The 22,071-nt window shown below is 71.5% G+C and carries 21 protein-coding genes and 2 riboswitches; of the genes, 10 read left to right on the top strand and 11 right to left on the bottom strand.

The window, feature by feature from the left end:
* Positions 1-455 precede the first annotated feature (455 nt).
* The 8 genes from ACQB60_RS32465 to ACQB60_RS32500 form a co-directional block, all read right to left on the bottom strand.
* Positions 456-1,514, bottom strand: a complete 1,059-nt coding sequence (locus ACQB60_RS32465) for a methyltransferase (RefSeq protein WP_496929688.1) — start codon at positions 1,512-1,514, stop codon at positions 456-458.
* Positions 1,492-2,211: a DUF6875 domain-containing protein gene (locus tag ACQB60_RS32470; protein WP_496929689.1), complete on the bottom strand. Its 720-nt coding sequence runs from the start codon at positions 2,209-2,211 to the stop codon at positions 1,492-1,494. The genes ACQB60_RS32465 and ACQB60_RS32470 overlap by 23 nt, the downstream gene beginning before the upstream one ends.
* A gap of 3 nt (positions 2,212-2,214) precedes the next feature.
* Entirely contained in the window at positions 2,215-3,645 is a 1,431-nt protein-coding gene (locus tag ACQB60_RS32475; RefSeq protein ID WP_496929690.1) for an FAD-dependent oxidoreductase, read from the bottom strand.
* A complete protein-coding gene (locus ACQB60_RS32480; RefSeq protein WP_496929691.1) occupies positions 3,642-4,862 on the bottom strand; it encodes an ATP-grasp domain-containing protein in 1,221 nt (406 codons plus the stop codon). The genes ACQB60_RS32475 and ACQB60_RS32480 overlap by 4 nt, the downstream gene beginning before the upstream one ends.
* A gap of 1 nt (position 4,863) precedes the next feature.
* Positions 4,864-6,147, bottom strand: a complete 1,284-nt coding sequence (locus ACQB60_RS32485) for an ATP-grasp domain-containing protein (RefSeq protein WP_496929692.1) — start codon at positions 6,145-6,147, stop codon at positions 4,864-4,866.
* Between the two features lie 19 nt (positions 6,148-6,166).
* Positions 6,167-7,420, bottom strand: coding sequence for an MFS transporter (locus ACQB60_RS32490; protein WP_496929693.1), 1,254 nt, complete (start codon positions 7,418-7,420; stop codon positions 6,167-6,169).
* Between the two features lie 234 nt (positions 7,421-7,654).
* Positions 7,655-8,452, bottom strand: a complete 798-nt coding sequence (locus tag ACQB60_RS32495; RefSeq protein WP_496929694.1) for an enhanced serine sensitivity protein SseB C-terminal domain-containing protein — start codon at positions 8,450-8,452, stop codon at positions 7,655-7,657.
* A gap of 156 nt (positions 8,453-8,608) precedes the next feature.
* Positions 8,609-9,448 carry an enhanced serine sensitivity protein SseB gene (locus tag ACQB60_RS32500; RefSeq protein WP_496929695.1) on the bottom strand — a complete coding sequence of 280 codons (840 nt, stop codon included), beginning with the start codon at positions 9,446-9,448 and terminating at the stop codon, positions 8,609-8,611.
* A gap of 181 nt (positions 9,449-9,629) precedes the next feature.
* Here ACQB60_RS32500 and ACQB60_RS32505 point away from each other — a divergent pair, with 181 nt between their 5' ends.
* Together ACQB60_RS32505 and ACQB60_RS32510 are read left to right on the top strand one after the other, a co-directional pair.
* On the top strand, positions 9,630-10,139 hold the full coding sequence (locus ACQB60_RS32505) for a hypothetical protein (RefSeq protein WP_496929696.1): 510 nt from the start codon (positions 9,630-9,632) through the stop codon (positions 10,137-10,139).
* 56 nt (positions 10,140-10,195) lie between these two features.
* Entirely contained in the window at positions 10,196-10,798 is a 603-nt protein-coding gene (locus ACQB60_RS32510; RefSeq protein WP_496929697.1) for a hypothetical protein, read from the top strand.
* Between the two features lie 66 nt (positions 10,799-10,864).
* Here the strand turns inward: ACQB60_RS32510 and ACQB60_RS32515 are convergent, their stop codons facing one another.
* A complete protein-coding gene (locus ACQB60_RS32515) occupies positions 10,865-11,557 on the bottom strand; it encodes an AAA family ATPase (protein WP_496929840.1) in 693 nt (230 codons plus the stop codon).
* Between the two features lie 158 nt (positions 11,558-11,715).
* A riboswitch (glycine riboswitch) is annotated at positions 11,716-11,846 on the top strand.
* Positions 11,847-11,959, top strand: a riboswitch (glycine riboswitch).
* A gap of 41 nt (positions 11,960-12,000) precedes the next feature.
* On the opposite strand from ACQB60_RS32515, the gene gcvT reads away from it, so the two are divergent.
* The 6 genes from gcvT to ACQB60_RS32545 all read left to right on the top strand — a co-directional run bounded on the left by gcvT (position 12,001) and on the right by ACQB60_RS32545 (position 17,723).
* Positions 12,001-13,134, top strand: coding sequence for a glycine cleavage system aminomethyltransferase GcvT (gene gcvT / locus ACQB60_RS32520; RefSeq protein WP_496929698.1), 1,134 nt, complete (start codon positions 12,001-12,003; stop codon positions 13,132-13,134).
* Between the two features lie 87 nt (positions 13,135-13,221).
* Entirely contained in the window at positions 13,222-13,599 is a 378-nt protein-coding gene (gene gcvH / locus ACQB60_RS32525; protein ID WP_496929699.1) for a glycine cleavage system protein GcvH, read from the top strand.
* 28 nt (positions 13,600-13,627) lie between these two features.
* Entirely contained in the window at positions 13,628-14,902 is a 1,275-nt protein-coding gene (gene glyA, locus ACQB60_RS32530; RefSeq protein WP_496929700.1) for a serine hydroxymethyltransferase, read from the top strand.
* Between the two features lie 181 nt (positions 14,903-15,083).
* A complete protein-coding gene (locus tag ACQB60_RS32535; protein ID WP_496929841.1) occupies positions 15,084-16,484 on the top strand; it encodes an L-serine ammonia-lyase in 1,401 nt (466 codons plus the stop codon).
* 137 nt (positions 16,485-16,621) lie between these two features.
* On the top strand, positions 16,622-16,990 hold the full coding sequence (locus ACQB60_RS32540) for a VOC family protein (protein ID WP_496929701.1): 369 nt from the start codon (positions 16,622-16,624) through the stop codon (positions 16,988-16,990).
* Between the two features lie 181 nt (positions 16,991-17,171).
* Positions 17,172-17,723, top strand: coding sequence for a glycoside hydrolase family 25 protein (locus tag ACQB60_RS32545; RefSeq protein WP_496929702.1), 552 nt, complete (start codon positions 17,172-17,174; stop codon positions 17,721-17,723).
* Positions 17,724-17,750: 27 nt separating this feature from the next.
* Here ACQB60_RS32545 and ACQB60_RS32550 read toward each other — a convergent pair whose 3' ends face one another.
* Both ACQB60_RS32550 and ACQB60_RS32555 read right to left on the bottom strand, forming a co-directional pair.
* Complete coding sequence (locus ACQB60_RS32550; protein WP_496929703.1) at positions 17,751-18,410, bottom strand: NADPH-dependent F420 reductase; 660 nt, start codon at positions 18,408-18,410, stop codon at positions 17,751-17,753.
* Between the two features lie 123 nt (positions 18,411-18,533).
* Positions 18,534-19,244, bottom strand: a complete 711-nt coding sequence (locus tag ACQB60_RS32555) for a FadR/GntR family transcriptional regulator (protein WP_496929704.1) — start codon at positions 19,242-19,244, stop codon at positions 18,534-18,536.
* Between the two features lie 186 nt (positions 19,245-19,430).
* Between ACQB60_RS32555 and leuA the strand changes: the two genes are divergently transcribed.
* Positions 19,431-21,200, top strand: coding sequence for a 2-isopropylmalate synthase (gene leuA, locus ACQB60_RS32560; protein WP_496929705.1), 1,770 nt, complete (start codon positions 19,431-19,433; stop codon positions 21,198-21,200).
* The gene (locus tag ACQB60_RS32565; protein WP_496929706.1) at positions 21,197-22,027 is read left to right on the top strand and encodes an ABC transporter ATP-binding protein; all 831 of its coding nucleotides are present in this window, start codon (positions 21,197-21,199) and stop codon (positions 22,025-22,027) included. Before leuA ends, ACQB60_RS32565 begins: the two co-directional genes overlap by 4 nt.
* Positions 22,028-22,071: the final 44 nt, after the last annotated feature.

Here is a 22,071-nt window from a genome sequence, read left to right on the forward strand (position 1 = left end):
GCGCACACAGTATCGACGTAGGTCCTCACCTGATCCACGGTATGGAGGAGGGCTCATGACCCAGCATGTCGCCCCCGCCCTACGCCTGCTCCCCTGGACCGGGGAGGGGGGTAAGGCGTGCTACCTGAGCACCGATGGCGAGGGCGGATACGTGTCCGCGGTCGCTGATCAAGTCGAAGCTGTCCAATTGGGCATGGCCTCCGAACTAATGGACCACGCAGACGACTTGCTCCAGCAGCCCTCAGTCACATCAACTGAACTACACTTCCTTGCCGCCCGTCTGACTGAGTCACTGCGCGACGTACACCGGGTCGCGAGGAGCCGGGGAATCAGGCTTCACTCTGAGGCCGCGTCAAACATCACCAAAGGACCTGACGGGGGCTCGTAATGAAGTAGCTGTCGACGAGGGTGCCGCACCAAAGATGGTGCGGCACCCTCGTTCGAACCCAGGTCCCTCACGGCCCCGCCCGCGTCGCCACGATCACGCACTCCGTCGGCGCCGCGGCCAGGACCTGGCGCCGGGGCCGGACGAACCCGGCCTCCGCGAGCCACTGCGCGTACTCCTCGAAGCCGTAGGTGCGGCCTCCCTGCGTATGGAACAGGTTGAGGCTGAAGAGCCGGACGTGGGCCTCGCCGAGGCGGCCCGCCGAGCGGTCGACGTCGGGGAGAGGTTCCAGGAGGGCCACCGTCCCGCCGGGGGCGACCGCCGACGCGGTGGCGCGCAGCAGAGCCTTGTTCTCCTCGGCTCCGTTGCCGTGCAGGACGTTGAAGAGCAGCGCCACATCGTGTCCGGTGCCGAAGTCGGCGCTCAGCCAGTCCCCTTCGCGGAGCGTGAAGCGGTCTCGCAGGCCCGCCCTCCCTATCGCCTCCGCGCCGATCGCCAGCGCACCCGGCAGGTCCACCAGGGTCGCGTGCAGCCGCGGGTGGCGGCGGCAGAACGCCAGGGCGTAGCGGGCGTGGCCGCCGCCGATGTCGAGGAGGCGCCTCGCCTTTCCGGGGACCGGAACCAGGTCCACCACGTCGTCCTTCAGGGACTCGGCCAGGCCGGTGAGCATCGTCTGGAACTGGCGGAGCGTGTCCGGGCGTTGCTCGATCCAGGAGTAGAAGTCGACGGCCCGGCGCCCCTTGCGCACCGATTCCTCCAGGTCCGTCCAGAGGTCGCCGATCACCGCCTGCCAGAACGAGAAGGCGCTCGCGTAGTCGTCGGGGGCGTCGCGGCGCAGCCAGGTGTCGGTCGCCGCCGTGTTCGCGTAGCCACCCTCCTGGCGTGTCAGGTAGCCGAAGCTCACCAGCGCGTCCAGGAGCACCGTGAGGCCGCGCTCGTCGGTGGCCGTGCGCGCCGCGAGCTCCGCCGCGCCGAGCGGGCCCGCGTGCAGCTCCTCGAAGACGCCGAGCCGGAAGGCGGCGCCCGCGGCCCGGAAGGAGACCGCCCCGATGAAGTCCAGGTAGGCGGCCGGGGCCTCGTTGGTCTGCGTATGGCGGCGCAGTTCCTCAGGGTCCGGTACGAGCGGCACAGGTCCTCCTCTCGCTCATGGGGGTCAGACCGTGCGCGGCCGCCGCCTCGTCGACCTTCTTGCGCAGCCGCGTGGGGATGTCGTCGTACGGGAAGCGCGCCAGGTACGCCTCCATGTAGTCGCGGTCGTGCGCCAGGAACGGCAGGTCGGTCGGGACCATGTAGCGGATGGCGAGCAGCGGCACGGGGCTGTGCAGCGGCCGGAAGTCGTCGTTCCAGAGGCCGGCCTTCTGGGGCGGGGCGTCGTGGAACTCCCCGATCATCAGCCCGTGCGAGACGTAGTCGATCTTCAGGGCCTCCTGGCTGGCGTCGATGAAGCGGGTCAGGTCGGCGGGCGGCACGTCGGGGAAGAGCACCAGGATGGTCCGGAACTGGGCCGCGGAGAGTCCGGCGGGCCCCATCTCCAGGAACCAGTCCCGGTAGTACGTGAGGGTCGACGCCACCACCCCGAGGTCGTCGGGCACCCCCCGGTACAGGCCGAGGTAGAAGGTGCCGCGGTCCATGGAGCCCTGGGCGAAGGGGCAGACGGGGCCGCGGCGGCCGAGCTCCGGGTGCGGGTTGGTGAGGTACTCGCTCGCCCAGCGCGCGACCGTGCGGAAGGCGTCCTCGTGGCCGCGCACCGCCTCGGGCAGCGGGTCGCGCGGGAGGTCGGCGAGTTCGAGGAGCAGCCGTTCGGGATAGGACCAGTCGATCAGCACGGATTACCTCATGTCCTTCGAAGTGGGACTCGGAGCGGAGCTCGGAGTGCGTACGGCCTTGCGTACGAGGCGGTGGAGGGCGAGAGCGGTGCCCGCGGCCGTCGCGGCGGCGAGCACCTTCAGTACGGTGTCCTGCCGGCGGGCGCGCTCCAGGGCGTCGCCGTACGGCATCGTGGTGTGCGAGACCATCGTGTAGAGCGGCTGCCACGCGGTCGGGAAGACCTTGCTGAGCGCCAGGTCGGCCTTTTTCAGGGCGACATGGAGCGGGGAGGCGAGGCGGTCGCGGAGCTCCACGAAGTTCTGTTTGGAGAGTTCGTTGAGGACGTCGGTGTGGCGCTTGCGCGCCTCCTCGAACTCCCGGAAGGCGGCGTCCAGTCGGCCCGGGTGGCGGCCGATGCAGGCGTCGAGTTCCAGGCAGTCCTCGAAGGAGGAGTTCATGCCCTGCCCGTAGAAGGGGTAGACGGCGTGCGCGGCGTCGCCGATGAGGACGGCCCGGCCCCGGTGCTGCCAGGGCCGGGTGCGGACGCAGACCAGCGTGCCGACCGGGTTGGCGTCGAACTCCTTGAGCAGGTCGGGGATGAGCTCCTCCGCGTCGGGGAAGCGGGCGCGGAAGAAGGTGAGGACGGCCTCCGGGGTGGTCAGGGTGGCGAAGCTCTCCTCGCCCTCGAAGGGCAGGAAGAGCGTGCCGGTCAGGGAGTTGTCGCGGTTGGGGTGCGCGACGATGAGCCCCGCACCGCCCGGCCAGATGTGCAGCGCCTCGATCCGGACCTGCGCGGAGCCGTCGGGCGCGGCCGGGATGGTCAGCTCCTTGTAGCCCCAGTCCATGAACTCCTGGTGCACATCGGCGCGTTCACCGCTGTGGAGGTGGCGGCGGACCGCCGAGTACACCCCGTCGGCGCCGATGACGGCGTCGGCCGTGACGGCGCGTTCCTCGCCGGTGGCCGCGTCGGTGACGTACGCGCACGCCTGGTCCTTGTCGAGCCCGGTGAGCCGGGTGCGAAAGACGAAGCGGACGTTCGGCAGGGCCTCGGCGGCGTCGATGAGGAGGCGGTTGAGGTCGCTGCGCAGGACCGAGTGGAGGATCTGGCTCTCCTCGGTCCCGTACGCCTGGAACGCCGGTGCGGCGCCCGGCCGGTGGATGACGCGGCCGCGCATCGGCACGGTCAGCGGCCACAGCCGTTCGAGGAGGCCGACCTGGTCGAGGGCCCGGATGCCGCGCGCGGACAGGCCCAGGTTGATGGAGCGGCCCTGCCCGTCGTCGGGCTGCGAGCGCAGGTCGGCCCGGCGCTCGTACACGGTGACGCGGTAGCCGCGCCGCCCCAGGTAGAGGGCCATGAGCGAGCCGGCGAGCCCGGCGCCGACGACGGTGAACCTCGGTGGTGTGTCGGCGGCGCCCGCCCTCGCTCCGTCCGGCGTACCGGTGGTGTCTGTCATCGCTCCCCCTCCGTCGTCCGGTCGCCGGTCCGCGTGGGCGCCGTGACGACCCGTATGTCCTGCAGCGTCAGTTCGCACCGCCCGACCGCCTCGGCCGCGCTGCGCCCCGTGGCCACGACCTCGCCGCAGACCCGGTCGACCGACCAGGTCAGGGGCGGCACGACCAGGCCCGGCTCGGCCTTAAGGTCCAGGCTCACGCCGTCCCGCAGGGTGCGCGGGACCTCGACGGCGGTGACCGTCCCCGGCTCGGCCGCGATGAACCGGACGGCCGCTCCGCCCACCGGGGGCGGCGCCGTGTGGTCCCACGCGGTCAGGCCGAGGGGCACTCCGACGGCGAGCCGGATCAGGTCCACTCCATAGGTGAGCCGCACCAGTTCGGGGATGCTGTCGCCGCCGGTGCGGTTGTGGGACTCCAGGATCCGGGGGCCCGCCGGGGTGAGCTTGAGCTCGGTGTGCGTGGGGCCCTCGGTCAGGCCCACAAAGTCCAGCAGACGCTCCGTCAGCTCGGTGCACTCGGCGGCGAGTTGAGGGGTGAGCGCGGCGGGCACGGCCTGGCCGAACTCGATGAAGCGCGGACCGAGCAGCTTGTCGGTGATCGCGACGACGGTGTGCCGCCCCTCGTACGAGAACGCCTCCAGGCTGACCTCGGGCCCCTCCAGATACTCCTCCGCCAGCATCCGGCCGCGCCCGCCGCGCTCGACCTCCCGCCAGACGCGGGCGGCGTCGGCCGGACCCTCGACGCGGTGGACGTCGGCGCTGCCGCCGTGGTCCGGCGGCTTGACGATGGCGGGACCTCCCAACCCCGCGACGAAGGCCGCGAGTTGGGCCGCCCCGCGCACCATGCGGTGGCGCACCGGGGACAGGCCGACGGAGTCGAGGAGGCCGCGCATCGCGGACTTGTCCTTGAGCAGGACGGCGGTGCGCGGGCTGTTGCCGCCGAGGCCGAGCTCCGCGTTGAGCCGGGCGGCCGGGACGAGGCCGGGCTCGGTGAGGGTGAGGACGCGGCGGAAGGGCCGCTCGGCGTGGGCCTTGCGGACCTCGGCGGCGATGGCCTCCTCGTCCAGGAGGTCGACGTCGACGACCCGTTCGCACAGCTTCGCCGACTCCGGTCCCGCCTTGCCCGGGGCGTGGAACAGGACGGTGTCGAGGCCGTACGAGGCCGCGGCCCGCAGGATGTCGGCCTGGCCGCCGATCACCGCGACGCGTGTCTCTGCCATCTCAACTCACCTCCGCGGTCCGGGAGTCGGCGTTCTCGACGGGCGCGCAGTGCACGCGGTAGCGGTCCGCCGTGTCGAGGACCTGCCGGGTGACCTCGGCGGTGGTCCGGCCCCGGTAGCGGAACCGGCCGCCGATGAACTCGTACGTCCCGCGCAGGTCCGGCACCACGGCACCGGGCTCGGGCAGGACCTCGGCGTACGGCCCTTCGGCGCCCGTCATCGAGGGGGCGCTGACGATGCGGCAGGGCCGGGGCCCGGTGAGCGGGACGAGGAGGCAGCCGCCGACGGGCTCGTCCGCCGGGAACGGGCGCAGGCGCGGCAGGACGTCGCACTGGAGGTGGAACTCCAGCTCCATCAGGTCGACTCCGTGCACCTCGCGCCAGACGAAGGGGATGTCCCCGCCGCCGGGACGGCAGCCGACCTCCAGGAACACACACGTGGGCCGGCCGTCGCGCTCGGCGAGGAACAGCTCCAGGTGGAAGACCCAGGGCTTGGTGGACATGCCGGGCACGACGGTGCGCAGGAAGTCCTCCACCACGGCGTTGACCGCCGGGTCGTCGACCTCCACGGAGCCGACGGGCTCCCCCATCATGAAGGCGAGCGGACCGGTGGTCGCGGCGCCCGGCACGTTCTCGTACGTGGACAGGCGCCAGGGACCGAGGTCCTGGCCGGTGTAGATGCCGTCGACGTGGTACACCCGGTGGTCCAGATACTCCTGGACGAGGACGGGCTGCGCGGCGTCGATGGTCAACTGCGCGGCGTCGTCGGGGCCTTCGAGGCGCCGGATGCCGGTGCTGGCCCGGCCCTGCAGCCGCTTGGCGACGACCGGCCAGCCGTACTCGGAGGCGAACTTCTCCACTTCGCCGGGCGAGGTCGCGAGGTGGGAGGCGGGGGTGGCGACGCCGGTGCGGCGGGCGGCCGCGAGCATCGCCTCCTTGTCGAGGAAGTGGTGCAGCTCCTCGGGGAGCCGTCCGCGCGAGCCGAAGTCGGCGCGCAGCCGGGCCGCGACGGCGAGGTCGCTCTCCTGGAGCGCGACGACGGCCTCGGGTAATCCGAAGCGGGTGACGACGGGGTCGAGTGCCGCGCGGACCGCGGCGTAGTCGGTGGGGTCGTCGACGACCAGGACGTGGGCGGCCTCCTCCGGGACCGCGGAGCGGCCGATCTCGGTGGTGACATAGGTGACGGCGCAGGCGGTGTGGTCGACATAGGTGAGGTAGTCCGCGTATTTGTCACGCCACCGGTTGAAGACAAGGATGTGCACGTTGTGCAGGGGAACTGCGGGCATGCGGGTTCTCTTTCCTGAATCAAACTTCGGCAGCGGCCAGTTGGAGATGCCGCGCGATCACGGGCCGGTAGGAAACGACGATGAGCGCCGCCATCACGGCGAACGACGCGGCCATTCCCCAGGGCGGAAGGAGCGCGCTGGCGCTCAGCCCGACGGACGCGATGATGAGTCCGCCCTGAATGCTCATCTTGAACACGGCGAGATAGGTCGTGCGGGCGTGCTCCGGCACCAGATCGGCGAGCATCGCCTGCATGACGGGAATGTGCATCAGCTCACCGACCGTCAGGGCCGCCACGGAGAGGATGAGCAGCACGACGGAATTGCTGACTCCGAGCGCCGCCATTCCCGCCCCGAAGAGCGCGATTCCCCAGTAAGCCCGTCTGGAGTCCGGCAGTTCGCGCAGCAGCCGTTCCGAGAAGAAGGCGAGCACGACGATGAGGATGGTGTTCTCCGCGCGGAGAATGCCGAGCAGCCGGTAGCCGTCGAGGTGCAGCCCCCAGAAGTCCTGGGGCCGCAGCTCCTCGGCGAGCCGCACGGCGACATAGCCGGTCATCTGCAGCTCGATGCCGAGCCACAGCGTCATGCCCAGGACCAGGCGCAGGAACAGGGAGTCGCGCAGCACCTGGGCGTACCCGGCGACGAGCCGGCGCGGCCGCAGCACCTCGCGGGGCACCGGCGGCGGCTCCTTTGCGGGGCGTGGCGGCGCCGTCTCGGTCAGCAGCCGCAGGCTGACCAGGGCGGCGGCGCCGGCGATGAGCGCGGCGGCGGCGAGCATGGCGGCGAAGAAGTCGGCGTAGAGGAACCCGCCGACGACGGCGCCGGCGGCGAGGGCCACATTGACCGACCAGTACTGCAGTGTGTAGACGCCCTTGCGCTCCTCGGACGTCGTCGTGTCGACGATCATCGCCTCGTTCGCGGGCAGCGCGAAGCTGCCCAGCGAGGTATTGAGCACATAGAAGAGATAGACGCCGGCCGCCGAATTGATCCATGGCGAGCTGAAGAGCGCCATTCCGCCGAAGGAGAGCGCCACTCCGCCCGTCCCCGCGACGAGCGGCCCGCGGCGCCCGAAGGCATCCGCGACCGGTCCGCCAAGGAGGCTCGCGAGGACCGAGATCCCCACGGCCACCAGAATGAGCAGACCGGCCAGTGCGGCGCCGACCTCGGCGGCCAGGTAAATGGCCATGAGCGGCGTGATGATCGTGTTCAGAAATCGCTCGACAAATCCCACGGCGATTCTGAGACGAAGGGCTGGATGAAGGGCGCGGAAGTGCACCTTGATATCCCCCGGTCAAGGTGGCAGTGCGACTTTTCGCAAGAAGCATTCCCGGCCGGAATCAAGACTGTCAATGTGACGCACGTCACACCGTAGAAAGGGTAATTACCTTGCCCGCACGTTGAGTTGCTAAATCACCGGAGAATGTAAAGGGCCGCACGTCACGGCACCGTCACGCGGCCGTCACCGAATGCGAGCAGTAATTACCAGCCGAAGAATTGCGCCCCGGCCGCCTCAGTAGGAACGCGGCGCGGCGCCGTGCGGCGGCGGATAGCCGTACCCCGCGGGGGCGGGCGCGGGGGCCGCCTGGGCCTCCCGGTCGTAGAACGGTCGGGCGTTGGCGCGCAGCCACATCGCCACCGGGTCGTACGCGTCCGACATCGCGACCGTCGAGACGGGCAGACCGTCCGGGACCGCGGCGATCGACTGCTGCATCATGGCGCGCACCGCGTCGACCGACGCCGGCGACGTGTCGTACACGTCGAGCCCGATCGCCAGGTACGGGGCGCCGAGCGAGGGCTGCACCCAGGCGCGGCGCAGCGAGCGCACGGCGGGCGTGCGGTGCGCGGTCTGCGCCAACAGGGCCCAGAACTGGGGGATTTCGATGCTCGGCTCGGTCAGCCGCAGCGGGCCCGCGGGCACCAGGTCCAGGCCCGTCGCGATGCGGCGCAGATCGAGCCACGGAATGCCGACGCCGCCGCCGGGCGCGTGCGGGTTGAGCCACAGGCCGTAGTGGTCGGGGAAGAGGGTGCGGGCGACGTCGAGGCCGCTCACCACCTCGTAACTCCTGTTCCAGCCGCTGGCGGAGAGCTCCTGGGCGGAGGTCACACAGGGCGCGTAGCCGAGGCCCTCGACCTCCATGTTGCCGTACTGGGCGTCGGGGGAACCGGCCTGGCCGTGCCAGAGCAGCATCCACACCTGGTCGGCGGCGAGGGCGCGCAGCAGTGCCTCGTACGCGTCATAACGCCCCGGCGTCACCTGGCGCAGCATGTGCTCGACCTGACCGGCCGCAGCCGTGCCCGACGCACTCACCCGTAACCGCCCCTTCATGACTCTTCCGACGAACCCGGCACATCTCTCGCGACGGTGGCACGACAGCGCGCTGTGTACGGCCGCGCGCCGACCGGGTCATGAAACCAGCTTAAGCGGCGATCCTGACACCGACTTGGCGTACGGAGTCCTCGGTGCTCACTCGGTGTGGCCCGGCGGCTGGAACGCGGGCTGCTCGGACGCCACTTGGTGCAGGTGATCGGCGGCCGTCTGATGGAAGGGCCGCACCCGCTCACGCAGCCAGTCCCCCACCGGGTCCTGCGCCACGTCGAGGAGCACGAGGTTCACCGGCCAGCCGACCGGAACCTGGGCCAGGGCGCGGCCGAGCGCCGCCATGGGCCGCTCGCGGGCGTCGCCGTCCCAGGTGGTCAGCTCGACGCCGACGAACAGGGTGGGGTCGCCGTCCTCGATGCGGGCCAGACAGCGGCGCGCGGTGCGCACCACGCCGGTCGCCTCGAACTCGCGGGCCGCGGCGGTCAGGAAGTCCACCGGGTCGTGCTGCCAGTCCGGCTCGTAGAGCTGCACCCGGCCGCCGCTCGCGGGCCCGTCGAGCTCGGTGCGCCCGGCCCGGCACAGCTCGGCGACGGCGGGCGGGGGCAGCGGGACGCCCACGGTGCCCTCCGGGTTCACGGCGATGCCGAGCTGCGGGGGCAGTCCGCGCGCGAACTCCACCGCGGGCGCCACCGTGCACCCCATGCGGCCGCCCGTGACCTGCTGGAACTGCTCCTCGGAGGAGAAGACCGGGACATACGCCTGGCCGTCGATCTCCAGCGTCGGCAGGTCGAGCGTCGCACTGTCGGGGCCGCCGCCCCTGGGCAGCGGGATCCAGATGTGGCTGCGCCCGAGGACCTCGACGATGCGGGCCCCCGTCGACGGCGCCGGCGCCGCGCCGCCGAGCGACGCCGCGAGCACCTCCTCGAGTTCGTTGCCCGGCCATCCGCCATATGGATGGGCGTGTGCCTGCGCCGGAATGTCCATCGCTCAACCCCTGCTCGCGTACCGCTCTGCCTGCGGCTCGAACCCTAACGCCGGTCGCCGCGACGGGGGCCGCGTGCACCCAAATGGACACGCTCCGCATCTGTCTGGTTGCGGACCGTAGGGACCGCTTCGAGGGTGGCCGTACAACCCCATCCCGCCCCCACCGCCGAAAGGTCCCCCCATGACTCCGCTCAGGACCGCCTCGCTCGTCGTCAGCGCGTCCGTCTGCGGCGCCCTGATCCTCGGGGCGGCCGCCCCGGCCGGTGCGGTGGGTGCGGCCCCTGCCAGAAGCTCCACCGACATCGCCCGCCCCACCGTGCCCCGGACCGTGCAGGACCTGGAGTCGCTCCTCGAAGCCTGCCAGTACCTGCTCGACACCTCGTTCGGCGGCTGGATCAACCCGGACGCCCTGGAGAAGGTCAGCGCCGAGCTGGACACGGTGCTCGGCGAGCCGACCCCGCCCGGCGAGGAGCCCGGCACCTGGCCGGGCGAGGCCCGCAAGACCTTGAAGAAGGAGGTCCAGGGCCTCATCGACGCGGCCTCGGACGGCGACTGGTTCAAGGTCTTCCTCGCCCTGCAGACCGTGCCGAAGGCGGCGAACGACCTGCTGTTCGCCGTCGGCCTCGGCAACTTCATCGACTCGCTGCCCCCAGCCCCCGAACCTCCGGCCAGCACCACGCCGGCGCAGTAGTCCCCACCCACCCACAGGAACACCGAACACCCCACCCCCACGGAAGGACCCTCCCCATGCGACTCAGCAAGTCCGCCACCGCGCTCGCCGTCTCCCTGTCCCTCTTCGCCGGCGCCGCGGGCTCCCTCGCCCTCGCCGCCCCCGCGAGCGCGGCCACCGCCTCCGTCGACGACCAGCGGGCGCTCCGCGTCGAGCAGGGCTTCGACGCGCTGTACGACGCGATCGACCGGCTCGCCGACCGCGCCGCCGACGACTCGGTCGGCCCGGCCGACCGCGCCGCCGTCGACGCCGCCCTGGACGGGGTGCTCGCCGCGACCGGCGCCGTGCGCGCCGCCGACCCGGAGCCGACGCCCCCGAAGGGCGACGACCCGGTCAAGGCGGCGCAGGCCAAGCTGAAGAAGCAGACGGATGTCCTGGTCCAGGCGGCGATGAAGGGTGACCTCCTCGGCCTCGTCGTCGCCCTCAACGCGGTCCCGCAGCTCGCGGTGGACCTGCTGATCCAGATCGGCCTCGGCAAGCTCACGAAGGACCTGCCGAAGCTGCCGGAGGTCCCGGGCCTGCCGAAGATCCCGGGCATGCCGGAGACTCCGGCCACCACGCCGCCCGCGACGACGCCCGCCGTGCCGGGCTTCCCGAAGATCCCGGGTCTGCCGTTCTGACGGCGCCCGCCCGCCCGAACAACGACGAGGCCCGCACCGTTCGACGGTGCGGGCCTCGTCGTCCTGTCAGCGCGTGAACCCGATCCTCCTCAGCGCCCCCGCCGCCTCCCGGTCAAGGAGCACAGCGGACCCGCATCCCCGGGGCAGCTCCCCCCTCTCGGTCGCGGCCACCAGGCGCCCCACCATCCTGCGATGCCGTGCGAAGGCGTACCGCGAGACGCCTCTGCCCCGCTCCCGCTGGCCCTTGAGGGCCGTGGCCTCGGGGACGTCCAGGAGGAGCAGATGGAGGGCGGAGCCCCGGCGCTCGGCCTCGCGCGCGAGCCACCCGCGCACCCACGCCTGCGTACCGCAGTCGTGCACCACGACGCTCTCGCCGGAGCGCAGCGCCCGGCGCAGGCCCGCGTAGTGGGAGAGGCGGACGAGGGGGCGGTAGAGCGCGTACGGGAGCAGGCGCGGCATCCGGTGCGCCCAGCGGTCGCGGGTGTCCTGGGAGTCGATGCGCCCGGCCGCGGCCGCGCGCCGCATCAGCGTGGACTTGCCGCTGCCCGGAAGACCCGACACCACCACCAAGTCGCCCTGGGCGAAGGCGAGCCGGTGCGGGCTGCGGCCCGCACGGGCCCGCAGGTCGCGGACCACCGGCCGGGGCAGCGGCGGTGCCGCGGCGTCCGGCGCGCAGCACTCGTGGGCCGGGGCACCCGCCTGCCCGGGCAGCAGAGCCCCCGTCGTCGTCGCGTAGACACTCGCCTTGCGCACCGTGATCGGCCTCCCCATGCGGTCACACGTCACTGGTCTCCCGCCCTTCCCCATCGAGTGTAAAGAGAAGGTAATGCCGCACAAGGGCTCCGCTGTTCGACCGCAGCTCCCCGGCGTGCGCCCCCGCATGCAATGATGTGCGCGCCAACTCCATACCGGCCGCTTGAATCCGCGCGGGAGAGTTCCCGGACCCCTGTACCGCACTACCGCTTCGTCGGTAGGTGATACGGATCCGGGGCGCCGAAGGAGCAAGTTCCTCCCTTGAATCTCTCAGGCCCCGTACCGCGTGGGCGAGGCACATCTGAAAAGCGGGCCGCCCCCTGGGCCGCCCCACCCAAGGTGCAAGCCGACGTCCCGGTGACCCCGGACCGAGGCGAACCTCTCAGGTTCCATGACAGATGGGGAGGAAACCAACCTCGCCGTCATGCATGCCCTGGGAGCCTTCACTCATGAGCAACGCCGTACGCCACACCGCCCTCGATGCGCTGCATCGTTCGCTCGGCGCGACCATGACCGACTTCGCGGGCTGGGACATGCCGCTGCGGTACGCCAGCGAGCGCGACGAGCACAACGCCGTGCGCACCAAGGCCGGGCTCTTCGACCTGTCCCACATGGGTGAGATCACCGTCTTCGGCCCCCAGGCCGTGGACTTCCTCAACCACGCGCTGGTCGGCAACATCGGCTCCATCGGCGTCGGCCGCGCCCGCTACACGATGATCGTCGACGAGAACGGCGGCATCCTCGACGACCTGATCGTCTACCGCCTGGGCGAGGCCGAGGCCCCCGAGTACATGGTCGTCGCCAACGCGGGCAACGCCCAGACCGTCCTGGACGCCCTCACCGAGCGCGCCGCGGCGTTCGACGCCACGGTCCGCGACGACCGCGAGGCCTACGCGCTGCTCGCCGTCCAGGGCCCCGAGTCCCCCGGCATCCTCGCCTCCGTCACCGACGCCGACCTCGACGGCCTCAAGTACTACGCGGGCCTGCCCGGCACCGTCGCCGGCGTCCCCGCCCTGATCGCCCGCACCGGCTACACCGGCGAGGACGGCTTCGAGCTCTTCGTCGCCCCCGGCGACGCCGAGAAGCTCTGGCAGGCGCTCACCGACGCGGGCGCGGCCAAGGGCCTCGTGCCCTGCGGCCTCTCCTGCCGCGACACGCTGCGCCTGGAGGCGGGCATGCCGCTGTACGGGCACGAGCTCACCACCGCGCTCACCCCCTTCGACGCCGGTCTCGGCCGCGTCGTGAAGTTCGAGAAGACCTCGCAGTCCGACACCTTCGTGGGCCGCGCCGCGCTCAGCGCCGCCGCCGAGCGCGCCGAGTCCGCTCCCCCGCGCAAGCTCGTCGGCCTGATCGCCGAGGGCCGCCGCGTCCCGCGCGCCGGCATGCCGGTCGTCGCGGACGGCCAGGTCATCGGCGAGGTCACCTCCGGCGCCCCGTCCCCCACCCTGGGCAAGCCGATCGCCATGGCGTACGTGGACGCCGCGCACGCCGAGCCCGGCACCACCGGAGTCGGCGTCGACATCCGCGGCACCCACGAGCCGTACGAAGTCGTGGCGCTGCCGTTCTACAAGCGCCAGAAGTGACCGTGGGGCGCCGCACGTGACGGCGCCCGCCGTCTCCCAGCTTTCCCTTGTTCACCAGCACACGCCCGCGTACAGGAGAATTCAGGCATGAGCAACCCCCAGCAGCTGCGCTACAGCAAGGAACACGAGTGGCTGTCGCCCGCCGAGGACGGCGTCGCGACGGTCGGCATCACGGAGCACGCGGCCAACGCGCTCGGTGACGTCGTCTTCGCCCAGCTCCCCGAGGTCGGCGACACCGTCACCGCGGGCGAGACCTGCGGCGAGCTCGAGTCGACGAAGTCCGTCAGCGACCTGTACTCCCCGGTGTCCGGCGAGGTCGTCGCGGCCAACCAGGACGTCGTGGACGACCCGTCGCTGGTGAACTCCGCGCCCTTCGAGGGCGGTTGGCTCTTCAAGGTGCGTGTCGCGGGCGAGCCGGACGACCTGCTCTCCGCGGACGAGTACACCGAGTTCTCCGGCTCCTGAGTCTCCTGCCTCCTAAGGACGTATAGGCATGTCGCTTCTGAACACCCCCCTCCACGAGCTGGACCCGGACGTCGCCGCCGCCGTCGACGCCGAGCTCCACCGCCAGCAGTCCACCCTGGAGATGATCGCCTCGGAGAACTTCGCTCCGGTCGCCGTCATGGAGGCCCAGGGCACGGTCCTCACCAACAAGTACGCCGAGGGCTACCCCGGCCGCCGCTACTACGGCGGCTGTGAGCACGTCGACGTCACCGAGCAGATCGCGATCGACCGGGTCAAGGACCTGTTCGGCGCCGAATACGCCAACGTCCAGCCGCACTCCGGCGCCTCCGCCAACCAGGCCGCCCTCTTCGCGATCGCCCAGCCCGGCGACACGATCCTCGGCCTGGACCTGGCGCACGGCGGGCACCTCACCCACGGGATGCGCCTGAACTTCTCCGGCAAGCAGTTCAACGTGGTCGCGTACCACGTGGACGAGGCCGGCCTGGTCGACATGGCCGAGGTCGAGCGCCTCGCCAAGGAGAACAGCCCCAAGGTGATCATCGCGGGCTGGTCCGCCTACCCGCGCCAGCTGGACTTCGCCGAGTTCCGCCGGATCGCCGACGAGGTCGGCGCGAAGCTGTGGGTCGACATGGCGCACTTCGCCGGTCTCGTCGCCGCCGGGCTGCACCCGAACCCGGTGCCCTACGCGGACGTGGTCACCTCCACCACGCACAAGACCCTCGGCGGCCCGCGCGGCGGCATCATCCTGGCCCGCGACAAGGAATTCGCGAAGAAGCTGAACTCCGCGGTCTTCCCCGGCTTCCAGGGCGGCCCCCTGGAGCACGTGATCGCCGCCAAGGCCGTCTCCTTCAAGGTCGCCGCCTCGGAGGAGTTCAAGGAGCGCCAGCAGCGCACCCTGGACGGCGCCCGCATCCTGGCCGAGCGCCTCGTCCAGGACGACGCCAAGGCCGCCGGCGTGGACGTCCTGTCGGGCGGCACCGACGTGCACCTGGTCCTCGTCGACCTGCGCAACAGCGAGCTCGACGGCCAGCAGGCCGAGGACCGCCTCCACGAGGTCGGCATCACGGTCAACCGCAACGCGGTCCCGAACGACCCGCGCCCCCCGATGGTCACCTCGGGCCTGCGGATCGGCACCCCGGCGCTCGCCACGCGCGGCTTCGAGGCCGACGACTTCCGCGAGGTCGCCGACGTGATCGCCGAGACCCTCAAGGCGCCCGCTCCCTTCGAGGGTACTGACGCGGCCGCGCTCCGCGCCCGGGTGACCGCTCTGGCCGAGAAGCACCCGCTCTACCCCGGCCTGTAAGGGTTCCGCAAGGATTACGTACCCTTGCGTACGTACGAACCTTCGGGGCACCGCGCACACTGGAATCAGAGAGACCAGCGCGCGCGGTGCCCCTGCCCATGCACCCCATGCACCGCCTGAGCGTCACCTCTGCACGACCCCGGCAGACAACGGCGTCTACCAACCACCCTTGGAGTTCCCCGTGGCCATCTCGGTCTTCGACCTGTTCTCGATCGGCATCGGCCCGTCCAGCTCCCACACGGTCGGCCCGATGCGCGCCGCCGCCCTCTTCGCCCGCCGCCTCAAGAACGAGGACCTGCTCCAGCGCACCGCCACCATCCGCGCCGAGCTCTACGGCTCCCTGGGCGCCACCGGCCACGGTCACGGCACCCCCAAGGCGGTCCTGCTCGGCCTGGAGGGCGAGTCCCCCCGCACCGTGGACGTGGAGAAGGCCGACGACCGCGTCGAGGACATCAAGCACAGCGGCCGCCTCAACATCCTCGGCACCCACGACATCACCTTCGACTTCGACGAGGACCTGGTCCTGCACCGCCGCAAGGCACTGCCCTACCACGCCAACGGCATGACCGTCGCCGCCCACGACGCCGCCGGAACGCTTCTGCTGGAGAAGACCTACTACTCCGTGGGCGGCGGCTTCGTCGTCGACGAGGCCGTCATTTCCGGAGAGGGCAACGCGGGCGAGAACCCGATCGTCCCCGACGACACCATCCTGAAATACCCCTTCCGCACCGGCGCCGAACTGCTCGTCCGCGCCCAGGAGACCGGCCTGTCCATCTCCTCGCTGATGCTGGAGAACGAGAAGGCATGGCGCACCGAGGACGAGATCCGCTCCGGCCTGCTGGACATCTGGCGCGTCATGCAGGCATGCGTCAGCCGCGGCATGTCGCGCGAGGGCATCCTGCCCGGCGGCCTCAAGGTCCGCCGCCGCGCCGCCACCTCCGCCCGCCAGCTGCGCGCCGAGGGCGACCCCCAGGCCCGCGCCATGGAATGGATCACCCTCTACGCCATGGCCGTCAACGAGGAGAACGCCGCAGGCGGCCGCGTCGTCACCGCCCCCACCAACGGCGCCGCCGGCATCATCCCCGCCGTCCTGCACTACTACGTCAACTTCGGCGCCGGCGCCGCCTCCGAGACAGAAAAGGAAGAAGGCGTCATCCGCTTCCTGCTCGCCGCGGGCGCCATCGGCATGCTCTTCAAGGAGAACGCCTCCATCTCCGGCGCCGAGGTCGGCTGCCAGGGCGAAGTCGGCTCCGCCTGCTCCATGGCCGCAGGCGCCCTCGCCGAAGTCCTCGGCGGCTCCCCCGAACAGGTCGAGAACGCCGCCGAGATCGGCATGGAACACAACCTCGGCCTCACCTGCGACCCCGTCGGCGGCCTCGTCCAGATCCCCTGCATCGAACGCAACGGCATGGCCGCCGTCAAGGCCGTCACCGCCGCCAAGATGGCCCTGCGCGGCGACGGCTCCCACAAGGTCTCCCTCGACAAGGTCATCAAGACCATGAAGGACACCGGCGCCGACATGAGCGTCAAATACAAGGAAACCGCCCGCGGCGGCCTCGCCGTCAACATCATCGAATGCTGAGCACGTGCCGGTCCGGCCCGAGCATGGGTGAGCGTTCCGCGGGAACCCGTCAGGGCGACCACAACTCGTGGGCTTTCAGGCTCAGTTGACGTACGCGGGAGGCCGCCGTGGAATCCCTGGCTCATAACGAGGCGACGGTGTCTCAGGCCGTGCTCGTGCTGGACACCGCCGAGCCCGAACAGCTCGCGGAGTTCTACGCGCGGCTGCTCGGCGCCGAGGTACCGGAGGAGCGTGAGCTCGCCCGGATCGAGATCACCGGACGCGGCGGCACCCGCCTCGCGTTCCGGCGCGACAACGGCGCCGCCCCACCGAGCTGGCCGCGCCCCGACGACTCCCAGCAGGCACACCTCCAATTCCTCGTCCCCCGCGAGGACATGGACGCGGTCGAGCGCCAGATCTTCGACCTCGGCGGCCGCCCCCTGGACACCAAGGAGAACGAGGGCCTGCACGACTGCAGGCTGTACTCGGACCCGGCGGGCCACACGTTCTCCCTGCGCAGCGAGTAGCGCGCAGGGGCGTCAGGGGGCGCGGGGAAGGCCACCCCTGCATTCCGGCGTAACTCCGGGTACCCACCGATGCCGGGCGAAACGGAGTCAGGCGTTCGGGGGTGGAGGGGCGCGGCTCCGGGAACCACTAGGAAACCCAGGAGGTTCACCGCCCGGCCTCCTCCCAGCCCGGGAGACGCCCATGATCCGTGGCATCGACGTCAGTTCCTACCAGTCCTCCTTCGACACCGACGGCCTCTCCTTCGTCTTCATCAAGGCGACGGAGGGGCGCAGTTACGTGAATCCACGCCTGACCTCCCAGACGAAACGCGCCCGCGACGGCGGCTGCGTCGTCGGCTTCTACCACTTCCTGTGGCCGGGCAACATCGCGGCGCAGGCGGAGTACTTCGTGAAGAAGGCGCCGGAGAAGGAGGGGGATCTGCTGGCGGTGGACTGGGAGTGGACAGGGGACCATACGGCGGCCACGAACGCGGAGAAGGACCGCTTCATCCGGGAGGTGAAGAGGCTGCGGCCGGACCACCGGTGCCTGTTGTACTGTTCGCGCGATTTCTGGCTGAACCGCGACTCCACGTCGTACGCGGGCGACGGCCTGTGGATCGCCGACTACGTCACGGCGGGCAAGCCCCGCATCAAGGCGAAGTGGACGATCCACCAGTACACGTCGACGCCGCTGGACAAGGACGTCGCGGCCTTCGACGACGAGGAGGCGCTCCGGGACTGGGCAACTCCCTAGCGCCGCACCGCCGTTGGGTCCCTGCGGTCAGGCCCGCCACTCCGCCGTGCGCTCCGGGGACGCCCCCGCGAGTGCCTTCGTGATCGTCTCGACGTCACCCCTGTTGCCGTACACCGGCGTGCCCGGCTGCTGGCGCCAGGAGTCGTCGAGGCCGCCGTTGTCGACGGTGTCGAAGCCGAGTTCGTCGATGAGCGCCCGTACGACCCGCTTGGCCGCCTCGTCGTCGCCGGAGACCGGCAGGGCGACGCGGCCCGGGGTCCCCTTGGGGAGCGACTTGTCGAGGATGTCCTCGGCGTAGGTGCCGTTGAACGCCTTCACGACCGGGTGGCCGAGCTGCTGCTCGGTCCAGCGGCTCTCGGTCAGGCCGTCCTCGATGGCGGCGATCCTGCCGTCCCGCTGCTGCGGGTAGTAGTTGCCGGTGTCGATGACGACGACGTTCTCGGCCGCCCCGTCGAGGATGCCCGCGGGCAGGTCGGGCACGGCCTTCAGCGGGATGGTGACCACGACGACCTGGGCGCCGACGGCCGCCTCCGTGGCGGCGACGGCCTTGGCCCCGGTTTCCTCGGCGAGCGCGGTGAGGGTGTGCGGTCCTCGCGAGTTCGCGACGGACACGTCGTGGCCGAGCGCGGTGAGACGGCGGGTGAGGTTGCCGCCGATGTTGCCCGCGCCGATGATGCCGATCTTCATGGGAGTGCCCTTTCACGATCCGTCGCAGTCCGTACGGGGAGCAGCAACCTCGCCGGGCTTCCGGCTATTCCGGCGGCCCGGCCGGGCCGATGGGGCCAATGGGGCCGATGGGGCCCGTACGGGTCAACGGCCGCCCAACCGCCCCATCGTCGCCTCCAGTTCCGTCCGCGCCGCCCGCTCCGCCTCCTCCGCGTCCCCCTCCGCCACCGCCCGTACGAGCGCCTCGTGCGCCTCGTGCCCGTGGTTGGACTCGTCCGCGCGTACGCCCGTCAGGTCCAGCAGGGCGATGAGGCCCTCCCGCAGCGCCGGGGCGAACTCGGCGAAGAGGTCGGTGAGTACGGGGTTGTGGGCGGCCGCCACCACCGCCGCGTGCAGGGCGATGTCGGCGTCGACGAAGGCCGGGTCGGGGCCCGCGGACGCCGCCCTGCGGCCCTCCAGCGCCGTTGTCATCGCCTCGACGTCCGCGTCCGTGCGGCGGTGCGCAGCGAGGCGGGCCGCCTGGACCTCGACCAGCATCCGCACCTCGTACACATCCTCAACTGCCGCCCTGCGCAGGCGAGTCGGCCAGTCCTCCTTCGCCTCCGTCGCCGTGACGAAGACCCCTGCCCCCTGCCGGGCCCGCACCAGGCCGGCGCCCGCGAGGGCGCGGAGGGCCTCGCGGACCGTGGAGCGGCCCACGCCGAGCTCCTTCGCGAGCGTCGTCTCGCCGGGCAGCTTGCTGCCGACCGGCCAGTGGCCCTCGGCGATCTGGGCGCGCAGGCGTGCCGCGGCCTGTTCGACCAGCGGGCTGGGGCGGAGAGCGCCGAGCGAGGAAGCGGATGAGGGCGAGGGCACCTTGGGCACCAACTTGTCTGAGGAGTACTTGTCTGAGGACCTGAGCTGTGGTTAGTGTAGCCGCATGATCTTCCGTGGTCTCCTTCTCGGCCGCCGCGGCGGGGCCTGACGCGACCGGCACCCCGCCGCGGGGTGCCGTGCTGCCGGTCGTCACGCCACCACCACGACCGAGCAGAGGCCGCACTCATGAATCCCGTAGATCCCGCGTACCCCTGGAATCCGCAGCGCCCGAGCGCCATGCCCTTCCACCGCTACCGCCCCTACGAGGAGCGGGTCGATGTCCCCGTGGAGGAGCGGAGTTGGCCCGGCAATCGCATCACCGAAGCTCCCCTCTGGGTCCCCGTCGACCTGCGCGACGGCAATCAGGCGCTCGTCGAGCCGATGGACACCGAGCGCAAGCGGCGGCTCTTCGACCTGCTGGTGCGGAGGGGGTTCAAGGAGATCGAGATCGGCTATCCGTCCGCGTCCCGGACCGATTTCGACTTCGTCCGTCACGTCGTCTCGCTCTGCGCCTCCGGCGCCGTGCCCGACGACGTCACGCCCGTCGTCTTCACCCCGGCCAGGCCCGACCTCATCGACCGGACCTTCGAGTCCATCGACGGGCTGCCGCGCGCCGTGGTGCACCTGTACATCGCCACCTCGCCCGTGTGGCGCGACGTCGTGCTGGGGAGGGACCGGGAGGCCGTGGCCGCCACCGTGCGGGAGGCCGCGGAGCGCATGGCGCGGCTGGCCGCCGAGCGGCCGGGTGCCGACATCAGGTTCCAGTTCTCGCCGGAGACCTTCAACCTCACCGAGCCCGACTACGTCATCGAACTCTGCGACATGGTGAGCGAGTTGTGGGACGCACGGCCGGAGCGGCCCGTCACGCACAACCTTCCGGCCACTGTCGAGATCGCCACACCGAACGTGTACGCGGATCAGATTGAGTACATGCACCGGAATCTGGCCCGACGCGACTCCGTCATTCTGTCCGTGCACCCGCACAACGACCGCGGCACCGGCGTGGCCTGCGCCGAACTCGCCGTCCTTGCGGGCGCGCAGCGCGTGGAGGGGTGCCTGTTCGGCAACGGCGAGCGGACGGGGAACGTCGACCTCGTGACGCTGGCGCTCAACCTGTACGCGCAGGGCGTGGACCCGATGGTCGACTTCTCCGACATCGACGCCGTGCGGGACGTCGTCGAGCACTGCAACCGCATCCCCGTGCACCCCCGCCACCCGTACGCGGGCGAGCTCACCCACACCGCGTTCTCCGGCACCCATCAGGACGCGATCAGCAAGGGCTTCGCCCACCACGCGGTGAGGGCGGCCGAGTGGGGGGTGGCGGAGAGCGAGGCGCCGTGGGAGGTGCCGTATCTGCCGATCGACCCGGCGGACATCGGGCGCAGTTACGAGGCGGTGATCCGCGTCAACTCCCAGTCGGGCAAGGGCGGCATGGCGTATCTGCTGCGCGAGCACCACGGCCTCGACCTGCCGCGGCGGCTGCGGCCGGACTTCTCGCGGGTGGTGCAGGAGGCGACGGACGACAGCGGGCGCGAGGCGACGCCGAAGGAGCTGTACGAGCTGTTCCGGGCGACCTATCTGGCGCCGGGGACCGACGGGGATCACGTGGGCCTGCCCTCGTGGACCGTCGACCGCGATCCGGCGACCGGCGAGCACCGCTTCGTCTGCACCCTCGAAGTCGGCGACAGGGCGGGGGACTTCGAGGGGGTGGGGAACGGTCCGCTGTCGGCGTTCGTGGCCGCCCTCGCGGCGGCGGGCATCACGGTCGACATCCTCGACTACTCCGAGCACGCCACCACGGCGGGCCCGGGCAGTGAGGCGGTCGCGTACGCGGAGTGCCGCGTCGGTGGGGACGCGGGAGGGACGTACTGGGGTGCCGGCCGGGACACCTCCGTGCTCACGGCGTCCGTGCACGCGGTCCTGGCGGCCGTGAACCGGGCGGGGGCGGGACGGTGACGACGGCGACGACGACAGCGGAGACGGCGACGGCCACGGCGGCTGCGACACCCGTACTGGCGGCCACGGACGTGACGGTCGTGCGCGACGGGCGCCCCATCCTGGACGACGTCTCGCTCACCGTGCGGCCGGGCGAGCACTGGGCGCTGCTGGGCGCCAACGGGGCCGGAAAGTCGACCCTGTTGAGCCTGCTCGGCGCGGTCGCGCATCCCACGCACGGCTCCGTCGAGGTGCTCGGGCGACGCCTTGGGAGCGTCGATCTGCGGGAGCTGCGGACGTACGTGGGTCATGTGAACCCGCGCCACCCGCTGCGCTCCCCGCTGTCCGTGCGCCACGTCGTCCTGACGGGCCTGACCAACAGCGTGGAGCCTCTCCCCCGCTGGCGGCCGACGCCGGAGCAGCAACGGCGGGCGGACGAGCTGATCGCACTGCTCGGGCTCGCGCACCGGTCCGGGGCGCGCTGGCCGACGCTGTCCCAGGGTGAGCGCGGTCGGGCCCTGATCGCCCGCTCGCTGATGCCGCAGCCGCAGCTCGTCCTGCTCGACGAGCCCGCGACGGGGCTCGATCTGGCGGGCCGCGAGGGGCTGTTGGACAGTCTGGACGCGCTGCGGAAGGGGCACCCGGAGCTCGCGACGGTCCTGGTCACCCATCACCTGGAGGAGCTGCCGTCCGGCACGTCGCACGCGCTGCTGCTGCGGGACGGGCGGGCGCTCGCCTCGGGCGCCGTCGGGTCGGTGCTCACCAGCGACCTGGTGACCAAGTGCTTCGACCACCCGGTGGAGCTGGCGCGCACGGACGGGCGCTGGAGCGTGCGGACCCGGCGCTGACGCCGGACATGACGGTGGGGCCCGGTGCGCTCGCATGCGCTCCG

The sequence above is a fragment of the Streptomyces odontotermitis genome, from assembly GCF_050510915.1.
Classification (GTDB): Bacteria; Actinomycetota; Actinomycetes; order Streptomycetales; family Streptomycetaceae; genus Streptomyces.